Source organism: Bacteroidota bacterium (assembly GCA_016699695.1).
Lineage (GTDB): Bacteria > Bacteroidota > Bacteroidia > Bacteroidales > UBA10428 > UBA10428.
The window spans coordinates 2,208,307-2,224,428 of record CP065006.1 but is presented as its reverse complement, the minus strand read 5'-3'; the positions used below and the strand labels follow the sequence as shown (position 1 = coordinate 2,224,428).

The window sequence follows — 16,122 nt, the reverse complement described above, 5'->3', positions numbered from 1 at the left end:
AAGGTTTATTTTTCAGGTTCATCGAAATCGGTATATTTGCCCATTCAAAAAGATAGTCTAAGTTAAATAAAAGAATTATATCCCATTTCGCAATGAAACAGTATAAACGTTACCTGGTTACGGCTGCCCTCCCCTATGCCAACGGACCGGTGCACCTTGGCCACCTGGCAGGTGTGTATGTACCAGCCGACATTTATGTAAGGTATTTACGACTGCGAGGCCAGGAAGTAGCGTTTATTTGCGGCAGCGACGAACATGGGGTACCCATTACCATTAAAGCAAAAAAAGAGGGTGTTGCCCCTCAAGACATTGTAGACCGTTATCACGAGATGAACAAAAAGGCCTTTGCCGACTTCGGTATTGGCTTTGACATATATTCGCGCACAACCTCAAAAGTACACCGCGAAACAGCTTCTGATTTTTTTAAAACGCTTTATGACCGTGGTGAATTTATTGAAAAAACCACCCAGCAGTATTTCGACACTGAGGCCAACCAGTTCCTGGCAGACCGTTATATTGTTGGCACTTGCCCTAAATGCCACAACGAAGGGGCTTATGGCGATCAGTGCGAGGCTTGTGGCACCTCACTCAATGCTACGGACCTAATCAATCCAAAATCGACACTTTCCGGCAGTATCCCGGTTTTGCGCGATACAAAACACTGGTTCCTGGCCCTGGATCGCTACGAACCCTGGCTGAGGGAATGGATTCTCGAACAAAACAAACACTGGAAACCCAATGTTTACGGGCAATGTAAATCGTGGATAGATGCCGGGCTTCAACCTCGGGCAGTAAGCCGCGATTTGGATTGGGGCATTCCGGTTCCGGTGAAAGGAGCCGAGGGCAAAGTGTTGTATGTGTGGTTCGATGCCCCTATTGGATATATCTCTGCTACCAAAGAATTAACTCCAGACTGGGAAAAATATTGGAAAGATGCGGATACCCGTATGCTTCATTTTATTGGTAAAGACAATATTGTTTTTCATTGCATCATTTTTCCTTCGATGTTAAAAGCCGAAGGCAGCTATATCCTTCCAGAAAATGTTCCGGCCAACGAGTTTTTAAACCTCGAGGGCGATAAAATCTCTACTTCCCGCAACTGGGCGGTATGGTTGCACGAATACCTCGAAGAATTTCCGGGTTGTCAGGATGTATTGCGCTATGTATTATGTGCCAATGCACCCGAGGCAAAAGACAACGATTTTACCTGGAAAGATTTTCAGGCCCGCAACAACAATGAGCTGGTAGCCATTTTCGGTAACTTTGTCAACAGGGCGCTTGTGCTCACCCACAAATACTTCGATGGCCGGGTTCCTGAGCTTGGTGATTTAACTGAGTCCGACCGTCAGACGCTGGCTCAGATGCCAATCATAAAAGACAAGGTAGAAGCCAGTCTGGAAAGTTTTCGCCTCCGCGAAGCACTTGCCAACGCCATGGAGCTTGCACGCCTTGGTAATAAATACCTTGCCGATACAGAACCCTGGAAAATTATTAAGCACGATGAACCCAGGGTAAAAACTATTCTGAACATAGCCTTGCAGATTACAGCCAACCTATCCACCCTCATGGAGGCATTTACGCCCAACACTGCCGAAAAAATAAGAGGATTTCTGAACATTCAGTCCATAAGCTGGGAAGATGCTGCCAAATCTGATAACCTTAAGGCAGGCAATAAGTTGAATGTTCCTGGTTTACTATTCGAAAAAATTGAAGACAGTCAGGTAGAATTTCAGGTAAAAAAACTTATGCAATCGAAAGCCGACAACGAAACAGCACAAACGAGGGCCGCTGCACCAAAGCCCGACATCAGCTATGACGAATTCAGTAAAATGGATATACGCATTGGCACTATTATCGAAGCCGAAAAAGTAGCCAAAACCAAAAAACTACTCAAACTTACTATCGATACAGGATTCGACAAGCGCACAGTAGTTTCCGGTATAGCAGAGTATTTTGAGCCAGAAGCCATTATTGGTCAACAGGTGAGTGTGTTGGTAAACCTTCAACCACGCGAACTCAAGGGAATCATGTCTCAGGGTATGATTCTGATGGCCGAAGATGCCGATGGAAGTTTGCGTTTTGTGCAACCTCAGGTAAAAACGAAAAATGGCTCAGAAATAAAGTAAAAGAAAAACAAACAGGTCTAATTTATTCGTTAGACCTGTTAGTGAAAATATCAAATAACACCCAATTCCTTTCCTATTTTGGTAAATGCGGCAACAGCTTTATCGAGATGTTCTCTTGTATGTGCAGCCGAAAGCTGAACCCTGATACGGGCCTGTTCCTTTGGCACCACAGGAAAATAAAATCCGATGACATAAATACCTTCCTGCAATAGGCGTGCTGCAAAGTCCTGCGATAGTTTAGCATCGTATAGCATAATTGCCACAATGGCCGATTGGGATGGTTTGATGTCGAAACCGGCAGCTACAATCTTTTCTTTGAAATAGGCTGTATTTTCGTGTAAGCGACGTTGCAGCACATCGGTTTCAGCCATCATGTCGAACATAGCAATACCAGCCTGGGCAATCATAGGAGGTATTGAGTTTGAAAAAAGATAAGGCCTTGATCGCTGACGAAGCAATTCGATAATTTCTTTTTTCCCGGTTGTAAAACCTCCAATGGCTCCGCCAAAAGCTTTTCCCAAGGTGCCTGTGATAATTTCGACCTGCCCCCTTATATGAAAATGTTCCGTTACACCTCGTCCTGTGTCGCCTACTACTCCTGCAGAGTGGCACTCATCGACCATCACCATAGCATCGTATTTTCTGGCCAGTTCTACAATTTTGTCCATGGGAGCCACATTGCCATCCATAGAAAACACCCCATCGGTTACAATTAACCTGAAACGTTGTGCCTGAGCTTCTTTAAGCCTGACTTCGAGGTCGGCCATATCGGCATTGTTGTATCGATACCGCTGAGCCTTGCACAAACGCACTCCATCGATAATGGAGGCATGGTTTAATGAGTCGGAGATTATGGCATCCTCTTCCCCTAACAGAGGCTCGAAAACCCCTCCGTTGGCATCGAAGCAGGCCGCATACAAAATAGTATCTTCTGTACCAAAATAGTGGGCAATTTTTTGTTCCAGCTCTTTGTGCAAATCGGTGGTACCACAGATAAACCTAACCGACGACATTCCATATCCGTGGCTGTCCAATGCCTTTTTCGCTGCTTCGACAAGCTTGGGGTGCGACGATAAGCCCAGGTAATTGTTGGCGCAAAAATTAAGCACCTGGCTATTCCCCACTTCAATTACCGCATCCTGGGGCGAAGTAATGATACGTTCGTTTTTGTAAAGTCCGGCTTCCCGGATATTCTTTAACTCTTGCTGAAGATAGTTTTGAATGGAACCATACATGGCTAATGATTTTTTTTGATTGCAGTATAAAATTACTGAATTCAGATTGGCAGTGAATGATATTTATCTTGCAAATGCAAGCTGAAAAAAAATATTCCATTCCTTTAAAGCTTTTCCAAACCAGATTTAGGTGAATAGATGCTATACAAATCGAGAAGTTGGTTAAATATCTGGGCATCTTGAGTATTCTTTTTTATCGTAGCAAGTTCCTTTGCCCTCATTAAACCTCCCTGATAATACCGGTGAAACCAAGGCAACACCATTAGTGCAGCATCGAGCAAAGCCAACTGATAGGCTGTAAAAACAAAAACCGTAGCAAAAGCAGCAGTTATCACAAATGAGTTCAAGGCTTCTTTCCATTCTCCAAGGTAAAGCTGACCAAGACCTGGAATTATACTCAGGTACATCGGCAGGTATACATTGGCCATATAATTTTTTTCGCCCACACGAAACAATGAGTCGATAGAGGTCAGCGCAGAAATATCCGTTTCGCCCAAAGCCATTTGGTAGTAATTGTTGGCATTATCAAATTCATGAAGTTGGTAAAAACTGCAAAAAAGATAGAAATACATTTTTGCCTGTTGTTCGGGATGCATTGAATCGTCGACCGAAAAAAGCTCGGCAAGTGCATAAGATGCCTGACGGTTTTTAAGGTGACAGGCTGCGATCCGAAATTTTATTTCCTGATTCAGACTATCATTCGAAATTGTATTCCCTGCCATGCGGTAATAATATACAGCCTGGTCGAACAACTCAAGTTGCATATAACAATCTCCTAGGTAAAACAAAGCGTTGCCAGAGGTGCTATCGCTGAAAAAAACCACTCGTCTGAATTGCTGGGCTGCCAATTCAAAATCTCCCTGTTTAAAAAAAGATATGCCCGACTGATAGGTCTCTTTTACAGGCTGACCAGAAGCAAACTGAATACTAAAAATTACTATAAGTATCCAAAAATGATTTTTCAAAGCTGTCGAGAATCTGGTGGTCAAGGTTGTGATTTGTTTTATTTGCTGATTTATACGATCCATATAAGTTACCCGTGTAAAACGAAAGGCTGATGCCTCCCATAAGCCAGCCGTAAACGCTTTGTGTCCCACTTTTCGAAAATCCCCGGTATGACTGCCATGCAGTTACACCTATAAATAAAAATGAAAAAAGCCCATCTTTCCAATAACCACTGTAGGCCTTTCCCGAGCCTGGAATAACCGTCGACATTATCAGGCTCAGTCGCGGGTCTTTGTATTTGAGAGTGGTAGCCTGCTGAATAGCAGGCAACAGGCCATAAAACTCAGGATATTGTTCCAGTTGTGGCAAAAAAGACTGTGCCTCAGACCACTTATGTTGATACATTGCCCTGGAGATTTGCAGAAATGTTACCTCCCTTTTTAGCCTTGAGGGAACCTGCAATTGTTTGTTCAGACCAATAAAATCACGGTTTAAAATTAGCATTTTCCCATGGAGGGCAAATAAGGTATCACTTTCTGACTGACACATCTTGCAAGTATTCAGGAAACCCAGTCCATCGGCATACAATCCGCTTTGGATATAACTATCCTGGATTTTCATCAGGGCAATTTTGTCATAGGGGTTCAGGAAAAGGACACGCTTGTATTCCTGAATAGCTTGGATGTACTCAGCATTTTTATATAAGTAATCGGCAAAGGCTTTCGAATGGGTATAATCGAATAGGTCGTTTTGCTGGGCAAAAGTGTGGATCCAAAAAAAAAGTCCAGCAAACAAACACATTTTATTTCTCTTCATAGCGCCAGTTTCTTACCGGGTCGATTAGTAATTTCTGCCGGGAATCAACCGGATAATCCTCCGGTGACATGGCATTACAGCGAGAAAACCGATCCCAAAAATTTACAAAACCTTCCATGATTCCTTCCTGCTTTATTGCTATCAGGGCATATTCTGAACAGGAAGGGGTAAAGCTGCAAGAGCTGGCATCCTGCGAAGAAACAAATTTCTTGTAAAACACAAACAGGTTATTGAAAAACCAATCATATTCCGAATAGTTACCTTTAACTTGACCGGCAATTTTATTGTGTCCTGAATCCAGAGATGAAATTTTCATCTCTTCGATCTCGCTCATGGTCTGGGCACCTACAAACAAAGAGACACAGAGAAACAGACCACTAATTCTCAGCTTTCTGTTTGTATCGGTAAAAAGACTCATTTTGCTGGTTATTAACCTTTATATTGGTGTAGGTAGTAATTTTCTTAAATTCTCCTCCCCCCGGCAGATAAGATATCTGAATCACTTTCGATGGAATCTCAAGTCCGCTTACCAGTATGTACTCAGAAAAAAACTGCTTGGCGATAATTTGATCATTTGTATTAAAAGATATGAGGCCTTGAAGCCGGTTATCCTTTTGCGAAAGCATCATTTTTCGCACCCCACTTTCGATGCGCTTATCGGCAAGTTCCCAGGTTGAGATGACCAGACCTTCATCTTTTTCTACTTTTATAAGCTGAAATGGTGTTTCACGAAGTCCAAAATACTCCAGCTGTCCATTCAATGTCAGCCCAAGAACAGAAAAGTCGATTAAGCTTGTCGATAACATATGCTTTTCGTGCCGGTTCGACAGGGCATAAATGCTTGCCGTATCGTTTATAATCAATATTTCCTTTTCGGGGAAACTGATATCAAACACCATCTGACGGTAGTTTTTATCGAAATAAACCCTACCGAGCATCAGGTTTTCATGTCCTGTGCTACTCTTTTCCTTGAGGGAATAATCGGCTTCGATACGATAATGAATTTGCGCTACTGCCTGACAAGTAACAATCTGAAGGAAAAATAAACAAAGGGCAGAAGGTAGCAGTAAAATCTTCATATTTTATTAGGGAAGAATTTAATAGCCCCCTGCAGCCACGTAGTAAATGATGTTAATAAAAGTACCTGCGGCTACACCGATCCAGTATGACAATTTCTGATCGTAATCTTTATTTTGGTTCACAGCAATTACAAAAAAGCCAACCGGACAGCAAAGAAAACCCCAGAGAAAACCTTCCCATTGAAAAACAAACTCTGAGGATGAGGTTGCACCCATGGAATTGGTATTAATGGCAGATAAATCGAATAGATTACCTTGTTTAATGTCGTTAAGGGAAAGATGGTTATTTCCTACTACAAAATTTTCGAGTGCGTTCAGGCTTGCGAATTCCTGTTCCAAGCTTTGCTCATCGAGCGCAAACATATCGGCGCTACCTGCAAAGCAATTAATTGAAAGAAAGGAAATCACAATTAAGATTAGCTTTTTCATATAATTTGACAATTAGGTGTATGGTTCTTTCACAAAAATACACGTTCCAACCAAATGACAATATTTTAGGCTTATTTTTTTTGCATTCTAAATAAAAATGCAAGAACCTGGCAATTAGAATAAAAATAAAGTCGACAAGATGATTTATGATAAAACTAAGGGTTGCAGATGTTTTGCTTGTCAACTCAACTTGGCCTTAATCTTTGCCAGCATTACTTTGGTAGTTTCGTCCAGTCCGTATTTGCTTTTCCAGTGGTCGTGGTCACGGGCATAGCGGTCGTCGATGCTGTCGGGCCATGAGTCGGCAATTTCCTGTCTGAAATCAGGTTTATAGCTAATTTGAAATTCGGGAATGTATTTTTTGATGGATTGCGCCATTTCAGCAGGAGTAGCACTAAAACCGGCAATGTTGTAGCCGGTATGAAAATACACCTCATCCGTGGGCAGGCTCATCAAAGCTATGGTGGCTTCCACTGCATCGTCCATAAACATCAATGGCAGACGGGTATTCTCGCCAAGAAAGCACTCATATTTCCGATGTTGAAGAGCCTGGTAATAAATGTCGACCGCAAAGTCGGTGGTACCACCACCTGGCTCGGTTTTATGGCTTATCAGGCCGGGATAGCGGATGCTGCGGGCATCAATATCGTATTTGTTAAAATAGTATTCACACCAGCGTTCACCAGCCAGTTTACTGATGCCATATACCGTATTGGGTTCCATAATGGTATTCTGGGGTGTATTTTCCTTAGGGGTACTTGGGCCAAAAACGGCAATGGAACTAGGCCAGAATACCTTTTTTACCTCATCCACCATTTTAGCTACTTCCAACACATTGAGCAAACTCGCCATGTTAATATGCCATGCCTGCAGTGGCAATTTTTCGGCATTGCCCGACAATACGGCTGCAAGATGGTAAATCTGAGTAATCTTATTCCGAATCACAAAATGGATAAGGTGCTTGTCGTCCATTACGTTTAAAAACTGAAAAGGACCACTTTCCTTCACATCTTCGGGAGCCTCTTTAATATCAGAGGCAAATACATGACTGTTCCCGTGAACTTTTCTCAGCGCCAGGGTAAGTTCCGAACCAATTTGTCCAGCTGCTCCAATAACCAGGATGTTTTCCATAATGAAAAAAATTTGATGGGGAAATTAGCGAATCCGTAATTTTAAAAATATGACGAAAATTAGTCCTTCTGTGCTTTATGCCCCTCTATTTAACCCACTAACCATTGTAAGCTTGAATTAGTTTCAACTTTGAAGAAACGATGCTACCCGCTTTTTATATCTTTGCCCAACAAAAACATAAACTATGAGCCAACGAGTGCGTGTACGTTTTGCCCCCAGTCCAACTGGCCCCTTGCATATAGGTGGAGTAAGGACAGCACTGTTTAACTACTTATTTGCTAAAAAATCAGGGGGCGATTTTTTACTTCGAATAGAAGATACAGATCAGGCTCGCTTTGTGCCGGGTGCTGAGCAATATATCAACGAAGCATTGGAATGGCTGGGTATGGTGCCCGATGAGGGTGTAAAACAGGGAGGCCCCTATGGACCCTACAAACAATCGGAACGCAAAGAAATTTACCTACCTCTGGCTCAAAAACTTATTGATACCGGCTGGGCTTATTATGCTTTCGATACCCCCGAGGACCTCGAAAACTTGCGACTAAAGGCCGAGGCTGACAAACAAACTTTTGCATACGATTATAAGGTTAGAAATTCGCTGCTTAACTCACTTACGCTGGGCGAAAAGCTTACTGCTGAAAAAATTAAAAACGGCGAAGCCTATATCATCCGGTTTAAAATGCCGGAAAACTATGAGCTTACCGCCACCGATCTCATTCGCGGAAACATCAGGTTCAACACTTCAACTCTTGACGATAAAGTGATTTTTAAGTCAGACGGACTTCCCACCTATCACCTGGCCAATGTGGCCGACGATTATGCCATGAAAATTACCCATGTAATTCGTGGCGAAGAGTGGCTGCCTTCCCTGCCCCTGCATGTAATGCTATACAAGGCACTTGGCTGGGAAGAATCCATGCCTTCCTTCGCTCACCTGCCCTTGATATTAAAACCTAGTGGCAAAGGAAAACTCAGTAAACGCGATGGCGATAAAGAAGGCTTCCCGGTATTTCCGCTCGAATGGAAAAGCAACGAGGGAGAAATTGCCCGGGGTTATCGCGAATCAGGTTATTTCCCGGAAGCGGTAATCAACCTATTGGCCCTGCTGGGCTGGAACCCGGGTTCAGAGCAGGAGCTGTTCAGCATGCAAGAACTTATAAACGCATTTTCACTTGAAAGAGTCAACAAATCGGGTGCTCGATTCGATCCGGAAAAAGCAAAATGGTTCAACCAGCAATACCTGAAAACAAAAACAGATGCAGAACTGGCCACAGATTTTCAGAGCATACTTTCCACCAAGGCAATTCATGCTTCTAAAGAGTATGTAACACGGGTAGTGTCGCATATTAAAGATAGAGCAGTATTTGTAGGCGATTTCTGGGAGCTTTCGTCCTATTTCTTCGAAGCACCAATTACCTACGAAGAAAAGACCGTTCAAAAATTCTGGAAAGAAGAAACGCCTGCACTGTTAAAAGATTGCCTGAAAATTCTGGAAAACCTCAATCCATTTACCTCAGTGCTGGCCGAGGCTGCAATAAAAAACTACATCGAAAGCAACGAACTGGGTTTTGGTAAAATAATGAACCCCCTTCGCCTTGCCATTGTAGGGGCTGGCAAAGGACCGCATCTTTTCGATATCATGGAAATGATCGGAAAAGAAGAAAGCCTCAGAAGAATTGAAAAGGCAATTCAGACACTCTGATTCAGTTTATCAAAAACTACCCTAAAAAGGCTGCTTTATGTACATCGATATTCACCGACATAGTGCCGATAGAGGAGAAGCAGACCTGGTAGTGAGAAATTTGTATCATACCGAAGTCTCAGAAATTCAGCAAACCCCATACTGTTCGGTTGGTGTGCATCCCTGGCATATTCATGAAGCTGTGTCTCAGGATATTATCGATAAACTCGGTAACTCAGCAAAAAACAGCCATGTGCTTGCCATTGGTGAGACCGGACTTGACAAGTCCATAGAAACAAAGCTCGAATGGCAGCTCGATGCTTTTCAAAAGCAGCTAGAAATAGCCAAAAGCATCAACAAACCCATGATAATTCATTGCGTAAGGGCTTACAACGAATTGCAATTGCTCCGGAAGAATTCAGCACACCAACAAGCCTGGATTTTCCATTGGTTCAATGCTTCTGCACAAACTGCATTCGATTTAATTCACAAAGGCTGCTACCTTTCTTTTGGGCATATGCTTTTTAAGGAAAACACAAAAGCCTACCAGGCCTTTTTGGAGATTCCGGTTGAAAGAATTTTCCTTGAGACCGACGATGCAGCCATTTCTATAAAAGAAGTATATGCGAAGGCAGCCGGTTTAAAGCATTTAAGTGGTGAGCAAATGCAAGCGCAAATAAAGAGCAATTTTAAACACTGTTTTGGATTCGAAGTATGAACGAGAATGACTGGCAATGCCGGACCGAACTACTGCTTACCTCCTCGGGAATCGAGAAGCTTAAAAATGCAAAGGTGCTCGTGGCTGGCTTAGGTGGTGTGGGCGGTGCAGCTGCAGAGCAATTGTGTCGGGCCGGAATAGGTCATCTCACCCTGGTTGACAGTGATGTAGTAAATAACAGCAACCTTAACCGGCAAATCATTGCTCTAAATTCTACCTTGAATCAGCCTAAGGTAGAGGCCATAAAGACACGTATGCTCGACATCAACCCAAAAGCAAATATCCGGTGCATCAATCAGTTTATCGAAGAGAAAGAAGCCTTAGAATTACTCAAAGAAAAATATGATTTTGTCATCGATGCCATCGATACGCTTACACCAAAGGTTGAACTGCTTGCAGCATGCGTGCTTTCTGCCACCCCGGTGGTGAGTTCCATGGGCAGCGGGGGCCGAATTAATCCGTCACTTGTGAAGATCGATGACATCAAGAATTCCAATCACTGCAAGTTTGCCTACATCGTTCGAAAATACCTGCACCGAAAGGGAATTTACGAGGGAATTACAGTGGTTTACTCCACCGAAAATGTGCCCAGGCATGCCCTTGTCGAAACCGATGGCTCGAATCACAAACGCACGGTGGTGGGTACCATTTCTTACATGCCGTCAATTTTCGGGGCTTTTTGTGCTTCGGTGGTCATAAGAACGCTCCTTTCAAAAGAATAGGAGCTATTCACTTTCTTCAGAAACAAAGGCAATATTATTTTTTATTCCTTCAAAGCCTTTACGCTCCAGAGCTTTACCAGAGAATCGCTTTTTATATTTTTCCTCTGAAAGTGCCCTCCAATCATCCTTATCCATGCGAAGAAATTCTTCGTCAGGCTGAAATGCTGGTTCGTGTGTTTGTTTCGAAAAACGATTCCAGGGGCATACATCCTGGCAAATATCGCAACCAAAAATCCAGTTCTCGAATTTCCCCCTATACTTTTCGGGAATTGTGTTTTTGCTCTCGATAGTATGATACGAAATGCAGCGGTTGCTGTCGAGCAGGTAAGGCAATACCAGGGCGTTGGTTGGACAGGCTTGTATGCACTTTGTACAGCTTCCGCAATGGTCTTCGATGGGCACATCGTATTCCAGCTCAATGTCAATAATCAGTTCGCCAATAAAGAAAAATGAACCTTGCTGAGGCACAATCAGGTTGGTGTTTTTTCCTATCCACCCCAACCCAGCTTCTGCAGCCCAGGCACGGTCGAGAACAGGTGCCGAATCGGTAAAAAATCTACCCTCACAAGGGGTAATCTCGCTCTGAATACTCTTAAGCAGTTGCTTTAATTTTTCTTTTATCACACGATGATAATCCTTTCCGTAAGCATATTTAGCCACCTTCAACCCCCCTGCATGCTGTTGCTTTTCAGGGTAATAGTTGAGTAGAACCGAAATTACACTTTGAGCTCCCGGAAGAAGTTCGCGCGGATCTACACGTTTATCGAAATAGTTGGACATGTAATTCATGCCGGCATGAAGACCTCGTTCAAGCCATGTTTTAAGAAAGGCCTCCTGCCGGGAAAGCCTTTGAGCACGTGCAATTCCACATGCATCGAAGCCAAGCCTGATGGCATGTTCTTTTATAGCTAGAGAGCTTGCTGAATGGTTCATAAATAAAAAAAGGGCTACGTTTGGTAAAACGAGCCCTTAAATATACGTTATTGAAGACTAAAGTGTCTTTTTCACTTCAAATTGTTCAAAAGCCTCCACCATATCACCAACCACAATGTCGTTAAAACGATCGATGTTCAAACCGCATTCCTGACCGGAAACAGCTTCTTTTACATCGTCCTTAAAGCGTTTCAGCGATCCCAACTGACCGGTGTGAATTACAATGCCATCGCGTATGACACGTACCTTGTTGGCACGTTTAATTTTTCCTTCGCGAACAATACATCCGGCAATGGTGCCTACCTTGGTAATTTTAAACACTTCGAGAATTTCAAGTGTGGCAACAATGTTTTCCTTTATTTCGGGCGACAACATTCCCTCCATGGCCGAGCGAATCTCTTCAATGGCATCGTAAATGATTGAATAAAGTCTTACATCGATTTGTTCTTTCTCAGCCAGCTTGCGTGCACTCACCGAAGGGCGAACCTGGAATCCGATTACAATGGCATTTGAGGCAGCTGCAAGAAGAATATCTGCCTCAGAAATCTGGCCTACAGCTTTATGTTTGATATTTACCTGAATTTCTTCGGTAGAAAGTTTTAACAACGAATCGGAAAGAGCTTCTACCGATCCGTCCACATCACCTTTTACAATTACATTCAGCTCCTGGAAATTACCGATTGCAATACGCCTTCCAATTTCGTCGAGCGTAATGTGTTTTTGGGTACGGATACCTTGCTCACGCTGAAGCTGTTCGCGTTTGTTGGCAATTTCACGAGCTTCGCGTTCACTCTCAAGTACATTAAACTTATCTCCTGCCTGCGGGGCTCCATCCAAACCGAGTACCAAAACTGGCTGAGAGGGACCAGCATCTTTTATAGCCTGTCCACGCTCGTTATACATGGCTTTAACCTTACCGTGTGTAGTTCCGGCAAGCAGCACATCGCCAATTTTGAGTGTGCCAGACTGAACCAACACGGTTGATACATATCCCCGACCTTTGTCAAGTGCAGAATCTACTACGGTACCAATGGCCTTTTTATTCGGATTAGCTTTGAGTTCTAGCATTTCTGCTTCGAGTAGAACCTTATCGAGTAGTTCTTTTATATTCAATCCGCTTTTGGCAGAAATTTCCTGTGATTGATACTTACCGCCCCAGTCTTCGACCAGGATATTCATTTTGGCAAGTTCTTCTTTTATTTTTTCGGGATTCGCTGTGGGGATATCTACCTTATTAATGGCAAACACCATTGGCACACTAGCAGCCTGAGCATGGTTAATAGCCTCCACTGTCTGAGGTTTCACTCCATCGTCGGCTGCAATAACAATGATAGCCAAATCGGTTACTTGTGCACCTCGGGCCCTCATAGCAGTAAACGCTTCGTGACCAGGAGTATCTAAAAAAGTAATTTGTCGGCCATCGTCTAACTTTACTGCATAAGCACCAATATGCTGCGTAATACCTCCTGCTTCGCCAGCAACTACATTGGCACTACGGACATAATCGAGAAGCTTGGTTTTACCATGATCTACGTGCCCCATTACAGTAACAATAGGTGAACGTTCAATAAGCTGCTCGGGTTTATCTTCTTCTTCAGCAATCGATTCCTGAAGTTCAACACTTACAAATTCAATAGCAAAGCCATGTTCGTCTGCCAGTATCGACATCGTTTCGGCATCGAGTCGCTGGTTAATGGAAACAAAAAGACCAAGACTCATGCAGGTTGAAATTACTTCGTTGGCAGGCACATCCATCATAGTAGCCAATTCGCTTACGGTTACAAACTCGGTAACCTTAAGAGTATGCTTATCCTGTTCGCTGCGTAACTCTTCCTGATGCATACGTTGCGAAACCAATTCGCGCTTATCGCGACGGTGTTTCGATCCTTTCGATTTACCTTTTGTAGTAAGTCTCGCGAGGGTATCTTTAATTTGCTTCTGAATATCAACTTCCGATATCTCCGGTTTTTTAACCCCTCTTTTTCTGTTGGCAGAAAAGTCTTTGGCAGGCTGCACAGGTGGCTTGGCGGTACCAGGGGTATTTTTTACATCTACCTTATCCGTGACTATACGCTTTCTTTTCTTTTTATTGTTGTTCGAATTGTAGTTTTCTGATGGTTTTTTTATAGGTGCAGTAGGTAATTCCATTCTTCCAACTACAGTAGGTCCACTCAGCTTTTCTGCTTTGGCTCTGTAAACACTCACTTCTGCAGCTGGTGGTACCTCAGGAGTAATTAAATTCGTGTCAGCAGGAATGCTTTCTTCACTCGCTGGAGCCACTGCTTTTTCGGGTTCTTTTTTAAACGACTCTTTAGCCTTTGGTTCAGTTGCTTTGGATATGCGGTGGCCTTCACGCTCTTTGTCTTTTTCTTCGCGCGTTTTTTTGTCGGGCCTGGTTTTTTGATTGAGCGTGCTTAGATCAATTTTACCAAGAACTTTAACTCCCGATTCTTCTTCGGCAGGTTCTTTTGTAATTGGTTCTTGAGAAACTGTTTCACTTTCAGTTACTGTCTCGGTTTCGGCAGGTTTCTCTGGTTCAACCTCAGAGGTTTCGACTTTTTTAGAAGTCTCTTTTTTGGGAGTATCCTTTTTCTCGATATCAATTTTACCCAGAATGTTCAGTTGAACTTTGTTTGCAAGATTCCGTTCTGTTTCGGTTTCGAAAATCCTGGAACCCACGCCGCTTCCTTTCACCAATAATTCATTGGTTCCTTTTTCAGAAATTTCTTCTTCCTGATCGCGTTCTTTCAAGGAGACGATTTCTTTTTGGTCACGAAGATGCTTTAGATTAACTTTTTCTGACTCTTTCTTAACCGACAAATCAAAGCTGAATTCTCTGAACAAAAGATCGTATTGTTCTTCGGTTATCTTGCTATTCGGATTCGAATCAATCTTTTGCCCTTTACTATGCAGGAAATCCACAATAGTAGTGATCCCTACATTTAGTTCACGAGCAATTTTACTTAGCCTTGTGGCTTTGGTACTATCCATAAAAACCCTTTATATTCTTTCAAAAAAAGCAGTAACGCTTCAATACTGCTAAATTAAGCGTAATAGCAGGAATTATTCAAATTCTGCCCTTAAAATTTGCAATACTTCTTTTATTGTCTCTTCTTCCAGGTCGGTACGTTTCGCCAGATCCTCTGCTGAATGTTCCAGTACACTTTTAGCTGTATCGCAACCAATAGCCTTTAGCTGATCAATAACCCATCCTTCAATTTCATCGCCAAACTCATCCAGGTCAACGTCTTCTTCATCCACTTTGGCAGCCTCGCGGTAAACATCTATTTCGTATTCGGTAAGCTGTCCGGCAAGTTTAATGTTTAATCCGCCTTTTCCAATTGCCAGAGAGACCTCATTAGGCAGAAGGTACACTTCGGCTCTGCGGTTTTCTTTGTCTATGCTGATGGAGGTGATTTTAGCCGGACTTAGTGCCCGTGTAATGAAGAGTTGTATGTTGTTGGTGAAATTGATTACATCGATGTTTTCGTTTTTTAGCTCCCTAACGATTCCATGAATACGCGAACCCTTCATACCCACGCATGCTCCAACCGGATCAATGCGTTCATCGTAAGACTCTACTGCCACTTTAGCCCGTTCTCCTGGCACACGCACAATTTTTTTAATGGTGATAAGTCCATCGAATATTTCGGGTACTTCGAGTTCGAAAAGTCTTTCGAGGAAGACGGGTGAAGTACGCGATAAAATAATGAGTGGTGTATTGTTACGCATTTCTACCCGTACAACCACAGCTCTGATGCTATCGCCTTTTCTGAAATAATCAGAGGGTATCTGCTCAGATTTCGGCATGATAAGTTCGTTTCCTTCTTCATCGAGCACGAGCAATTCCCTTTTCCATACCTGGTATACCTCACCGGTAATGATTTCACCAATGCGGTCGCGGTATTTCTGGTAAATATTGCTTTTTTCCAGGTCCAATATCCGTGCAGTCAGATTCTGACGAAGGGCCAGAATGGCACGCCGTCCAAAATCGACCAATTTCACTTCGTCGGTTACATCTTCACCTACCTCATAATCTTCGTCAATTTTTTTGGCTTCGGAAAGAGAAATTTGCAAATTAGGATCCTCTACTTGCCCATCTTCCACTACCTCGCGGTTACGCCAGATTTCAAAGTCGCCTTTATCGATGTTGATAATGAGGTCAAATTTCTCGTCGGTACCATATATTTTCTGAAGCATGCCCCGGAACACATCTTCCAACACACTTATCATGGTGGCACGATCGATACTTTTCAGATCTTTAAACTCCGAAAATGTTTCTATCAGATTCAGGTTTTCCATATTCT

Annotated in this window: 14 protein-coding genes; 4 read left to right on the top strand and 10 right to left on the bottom strand. The window is 43.0% G+C overall.

What is annotated here, in order from left to right; all coding sequences use genetic code 11:
* The first annotated feature begins 92 nt into the window (after nt 1-92).
* A complete protein-coding gene (metG, locus tag IPM71_09415) occupies nt 93-2,126 on the top strand; it encodes a methionine--tRNA ligase (protein ID QQS49835.1) in 2,034 nt (677 codons plus the stop codon).
* Between the two features lie 50 nt (nt 2,127-2,176).
* Here the strand turns inward: metG and kbl are convergent, their stop codons facing one another.
* The 7 genes from kbl to IPM71_09380 all read right to left on the bottom strand — a co-directional run bounded on the left by kbl (nt 2,177) and on the right by IPM71_09380 (nt 7,764).
* Nucleotides 2,177-3,361, bottom strand: a complete 1,185-nt coding sequence (kbl, locus tag IPM71_09410) for a glycine C-acetyltransferase (GenBank protein ID QQS49834.1) — start codon at nt 3,359-3,361, stop codon at nt 2,177-2,179.
* Nucleotides 3,362-3,465: 104 nt separating this feature from the next.
* Nucleotides 3,466-4,326 (bottom strand): hypothetical protein, encoded by an 861-nt coding sequence (locus IPM71_09405; GenBank protein QQS49833.1) that lies wholly within the window; start codon nt 4,324-4,326, stop codon nt 3,466-3,468.
* Nucleotides 4,289-5,122, bottom strand: coding sequence for a hypothetical protein (locus IPM71_09400; protein QQS49832.1), 834 nt, complete (start codon nt 5,120-5,122; stop codon nt 4,289-4,291). Before IPM71_09400 ends, IPM71_09405 begins: the two co-directional genes overlap by 38 nt.
* On the bottom strand, nt 5,109-5,438 hold the full coding sequence (locus IPM71_09395; protein ID QQS52809.1) for a membrane protein insertion efficiency factor YidD: 330 nt from the start codon (nt 5,436-5,438) through the stop codon (nt 5,109-5,111). The genes IPM71_09400 and IPM71_09395 overlap by 14 nt, the downstream gene beginning before the upstream one ends.
* Before the next feature lie 61 nt (nt 5,439-5,499).
* A complete protein-coding gene (locus IPM71_09390) occupies nt 5,500-6,201 on the bottom strand; it encodes a hypothetical protein (GenBank protein ID QQS49831.1) in 702 nt (233 codons plus the stop codon).
* Between the two features lie 18 nt (nt 6,202-6,219).
* The gene (locus IPM71_09385; GenBank protein ID QQS49830.1) at nt 6,220-6,630 is read right to left on the bottom strand and encodes a hypothetical protein; all 411 of its coding nucleotides are present in this window, start codon (nt 6,628-6,630) and stop codon (nt 6,220-6,222) included.
* 180 nt (nt 6,631-6,810) lie between these two features.
* A complete protein-coding gene (locus tag IPM71_09380) occupies nt 6,811-7,764 on the bottom strand; it encodes an NAD-dependent epimerase/dehydratase family protein (protein ID QQS52808.1) in 954 nt (317 codons plus the stop codon).
* A 181-nt stretch (nt 7,765-7,945) separates the two neighbouring features.
* On the opposite strand from IPM71_09380, the gene IPM71_09375 reads away from it, so the two are divergent.
* From IPM71_09375 to IPM71_09365, 3 genes are read left to right on the top strand one after another with little or no spacing between them, the layout of a single operon-like run.
* Complete coding sequence (locus IPM71_09375; GenBank protein QQS49829.1) at nt 7,946-9,463, top strand: glutamate--tRNA ligase; 1,518 nt, start codon at nt 7,946-7,948, stop codon at nt 9,461-9,463.
* Between the two features lie 37 nt (nt 9,464-9,500).
* Nucleotides 9,501-10,160 carry a TatD family hydrolase gene (locus IPM71_09370; protein QQS49828.1) on the top strand — a complete coding sequence of 220 codons (660 nt, stop codon included), beginning with the start codon at nt 9,501-9,503 and terminating at the stop codon, nt 10,158-10,160.
* Nucleotides 10,157-10,882 (top strand): tRNA threonylcarbamoyladenosine dehydratase, encoded by a 726-nt coding sequence (locus tag IPM71_09365; GenBank protein ID QQS49827.1) that lies wholly within the window; start codon nt 10,157-10,159, stop codon nt 10,880-10,882. Before IPM71_09370 ends, IPM71_09365 begins: the two co-directional genes overlap by 4 nt.
* Nucleotides 10,883-10,885: 3 nt before the next feature.
* Here IPM71_09365 and queG read toward each other — a convergent pair whose 3' ends face one another.
* The 3 genes from queG to nusA form a co-directional block, all read right to left on the bottom strand.
* Nucleotides 10,886-11,815: a tRNA epoxyqueuosine(34) reductase QueG gene (gene queG, locus IPM71_09360; GenBank protein ID QQS49826.1), complete on the bottom strand. Its 930-nt coding sequence runs from the start codon at nt 11,813-11,815 to the stop codon at nt 10,886-10,888.
* A gap of 57 nt (nt 11,816-11,872) precedes the next feature.
* On the bottom strand, nt 11,873-14,806 hold the full coding sequence (infB, locus tag IPM71_09355) for a translation initiation factor IF-2 (GenBank protein QQS49825.1): 2,934 nt from the start codon (nt 14,804-14,806) through the stop codon (nt 11,873-11,875).
* 72 nt (nt 14,807-14,878) lie between these two features.
* Nucleotides 14,879-16,117, bottom strand: coding sequence for a transcription termination/antitermination protein NusA (nusA, locus tag IPM71_09350; protein QQS49824.1), 1,239 nt, complete (start codon nt 16,115-16,117; stop codon nt 14,879-14,881).
* Between the last annotated feature and the right edge of the window lie 5 nt (nt 16,118-16,122).

What these genes read in the sequence shown, in the direction of transcription:
- metG (QQS49835.1), top strand. Translation starts at nt 93, where the DNA reads ATGAAACAGTATAAACGTTACCTGGTTACGGCTGCCCTCCCCTATGCC.
- kbl (QQS49834.1), bottom strand. Translation starts at nt 3,361, where the DNA reads ATGTATGGTTCCATTCAAAACTATCTTCAGCAAGAGTTAAAGAATATC.
- IPM71_09400 (QQS49832.1), bottom strand. Translation starts at nt 5,122, where the DNA reads ATGAAGAGAAATAAAATGTGTTTGTTTGCTGGACTTTTTTTTTGGATC.
- IPM71_09395 (QQS52809.1), bottom strand. Translation starts at nt 5,438, where the DNA reads ATGAAAATTTCATCTCTGGATTCAGGACACAATAAAATTGCCGGTCAA.
- IPM71_09390 (QQS49831.1), bottom strand. Translation starts at nt 6,201, where the DNA reads ATGAAGATTTTACTGCTACCTTCTGCCCTTTGTTTATTTTTCCTTCAG.
- IPM71_09385 (QQS49830.1), bottom strand. Translation starts at nt 6,630, where the DNA reads ATGAAAAAGCTAATCTTAATTGTGATTTCCTTTCTTTCAATTAATTGC.
- IPM71_09375 (QQS49829.1), top strand. Translation starts at nt 7,946, where the DNA reads ATGAGCCAACGAGTGCGTGTACGTTTTGCCCCCAGTCCAACTGGCCCC.
- IPM71_09370 (QQS49828.1), top strand. Translation starts at nt 9,501, where the DNA reads ATGTACATCGATATTCACCGACATAGTGCCGATAGAGGAGAAGCAGAC.
- IPM71_09365 (QQS49827.1), top strand. Translation starts at nt 10,157, where the DNA reads ATGAACGAGAATGACTGGCAATGCCGGACCGAACTACTGCTTACCTCC.
- queG (QQS49826.1), bottom strand. Translation starts at nt 11,815, where the DNA reads ATGAACCATTCAGCAAGCTCTCTAGCTATAAAAGAACATGCCATCAGG.
- infB (QQS49825.1), bottom strand. Translation starts at nt 14,806, where the DNA reads ATGGATAGTACCAAAGCCACAAGGCTAAGTAAAATTGCTCGTGAACTA.
- nusA (QQS49824.1), bottom strand. Translation starts at nt 16,117, where the DNA reads ATGGAAAACCTGAATCTGATAGAAACATTTTCGGAGTTTAAAGATCTG.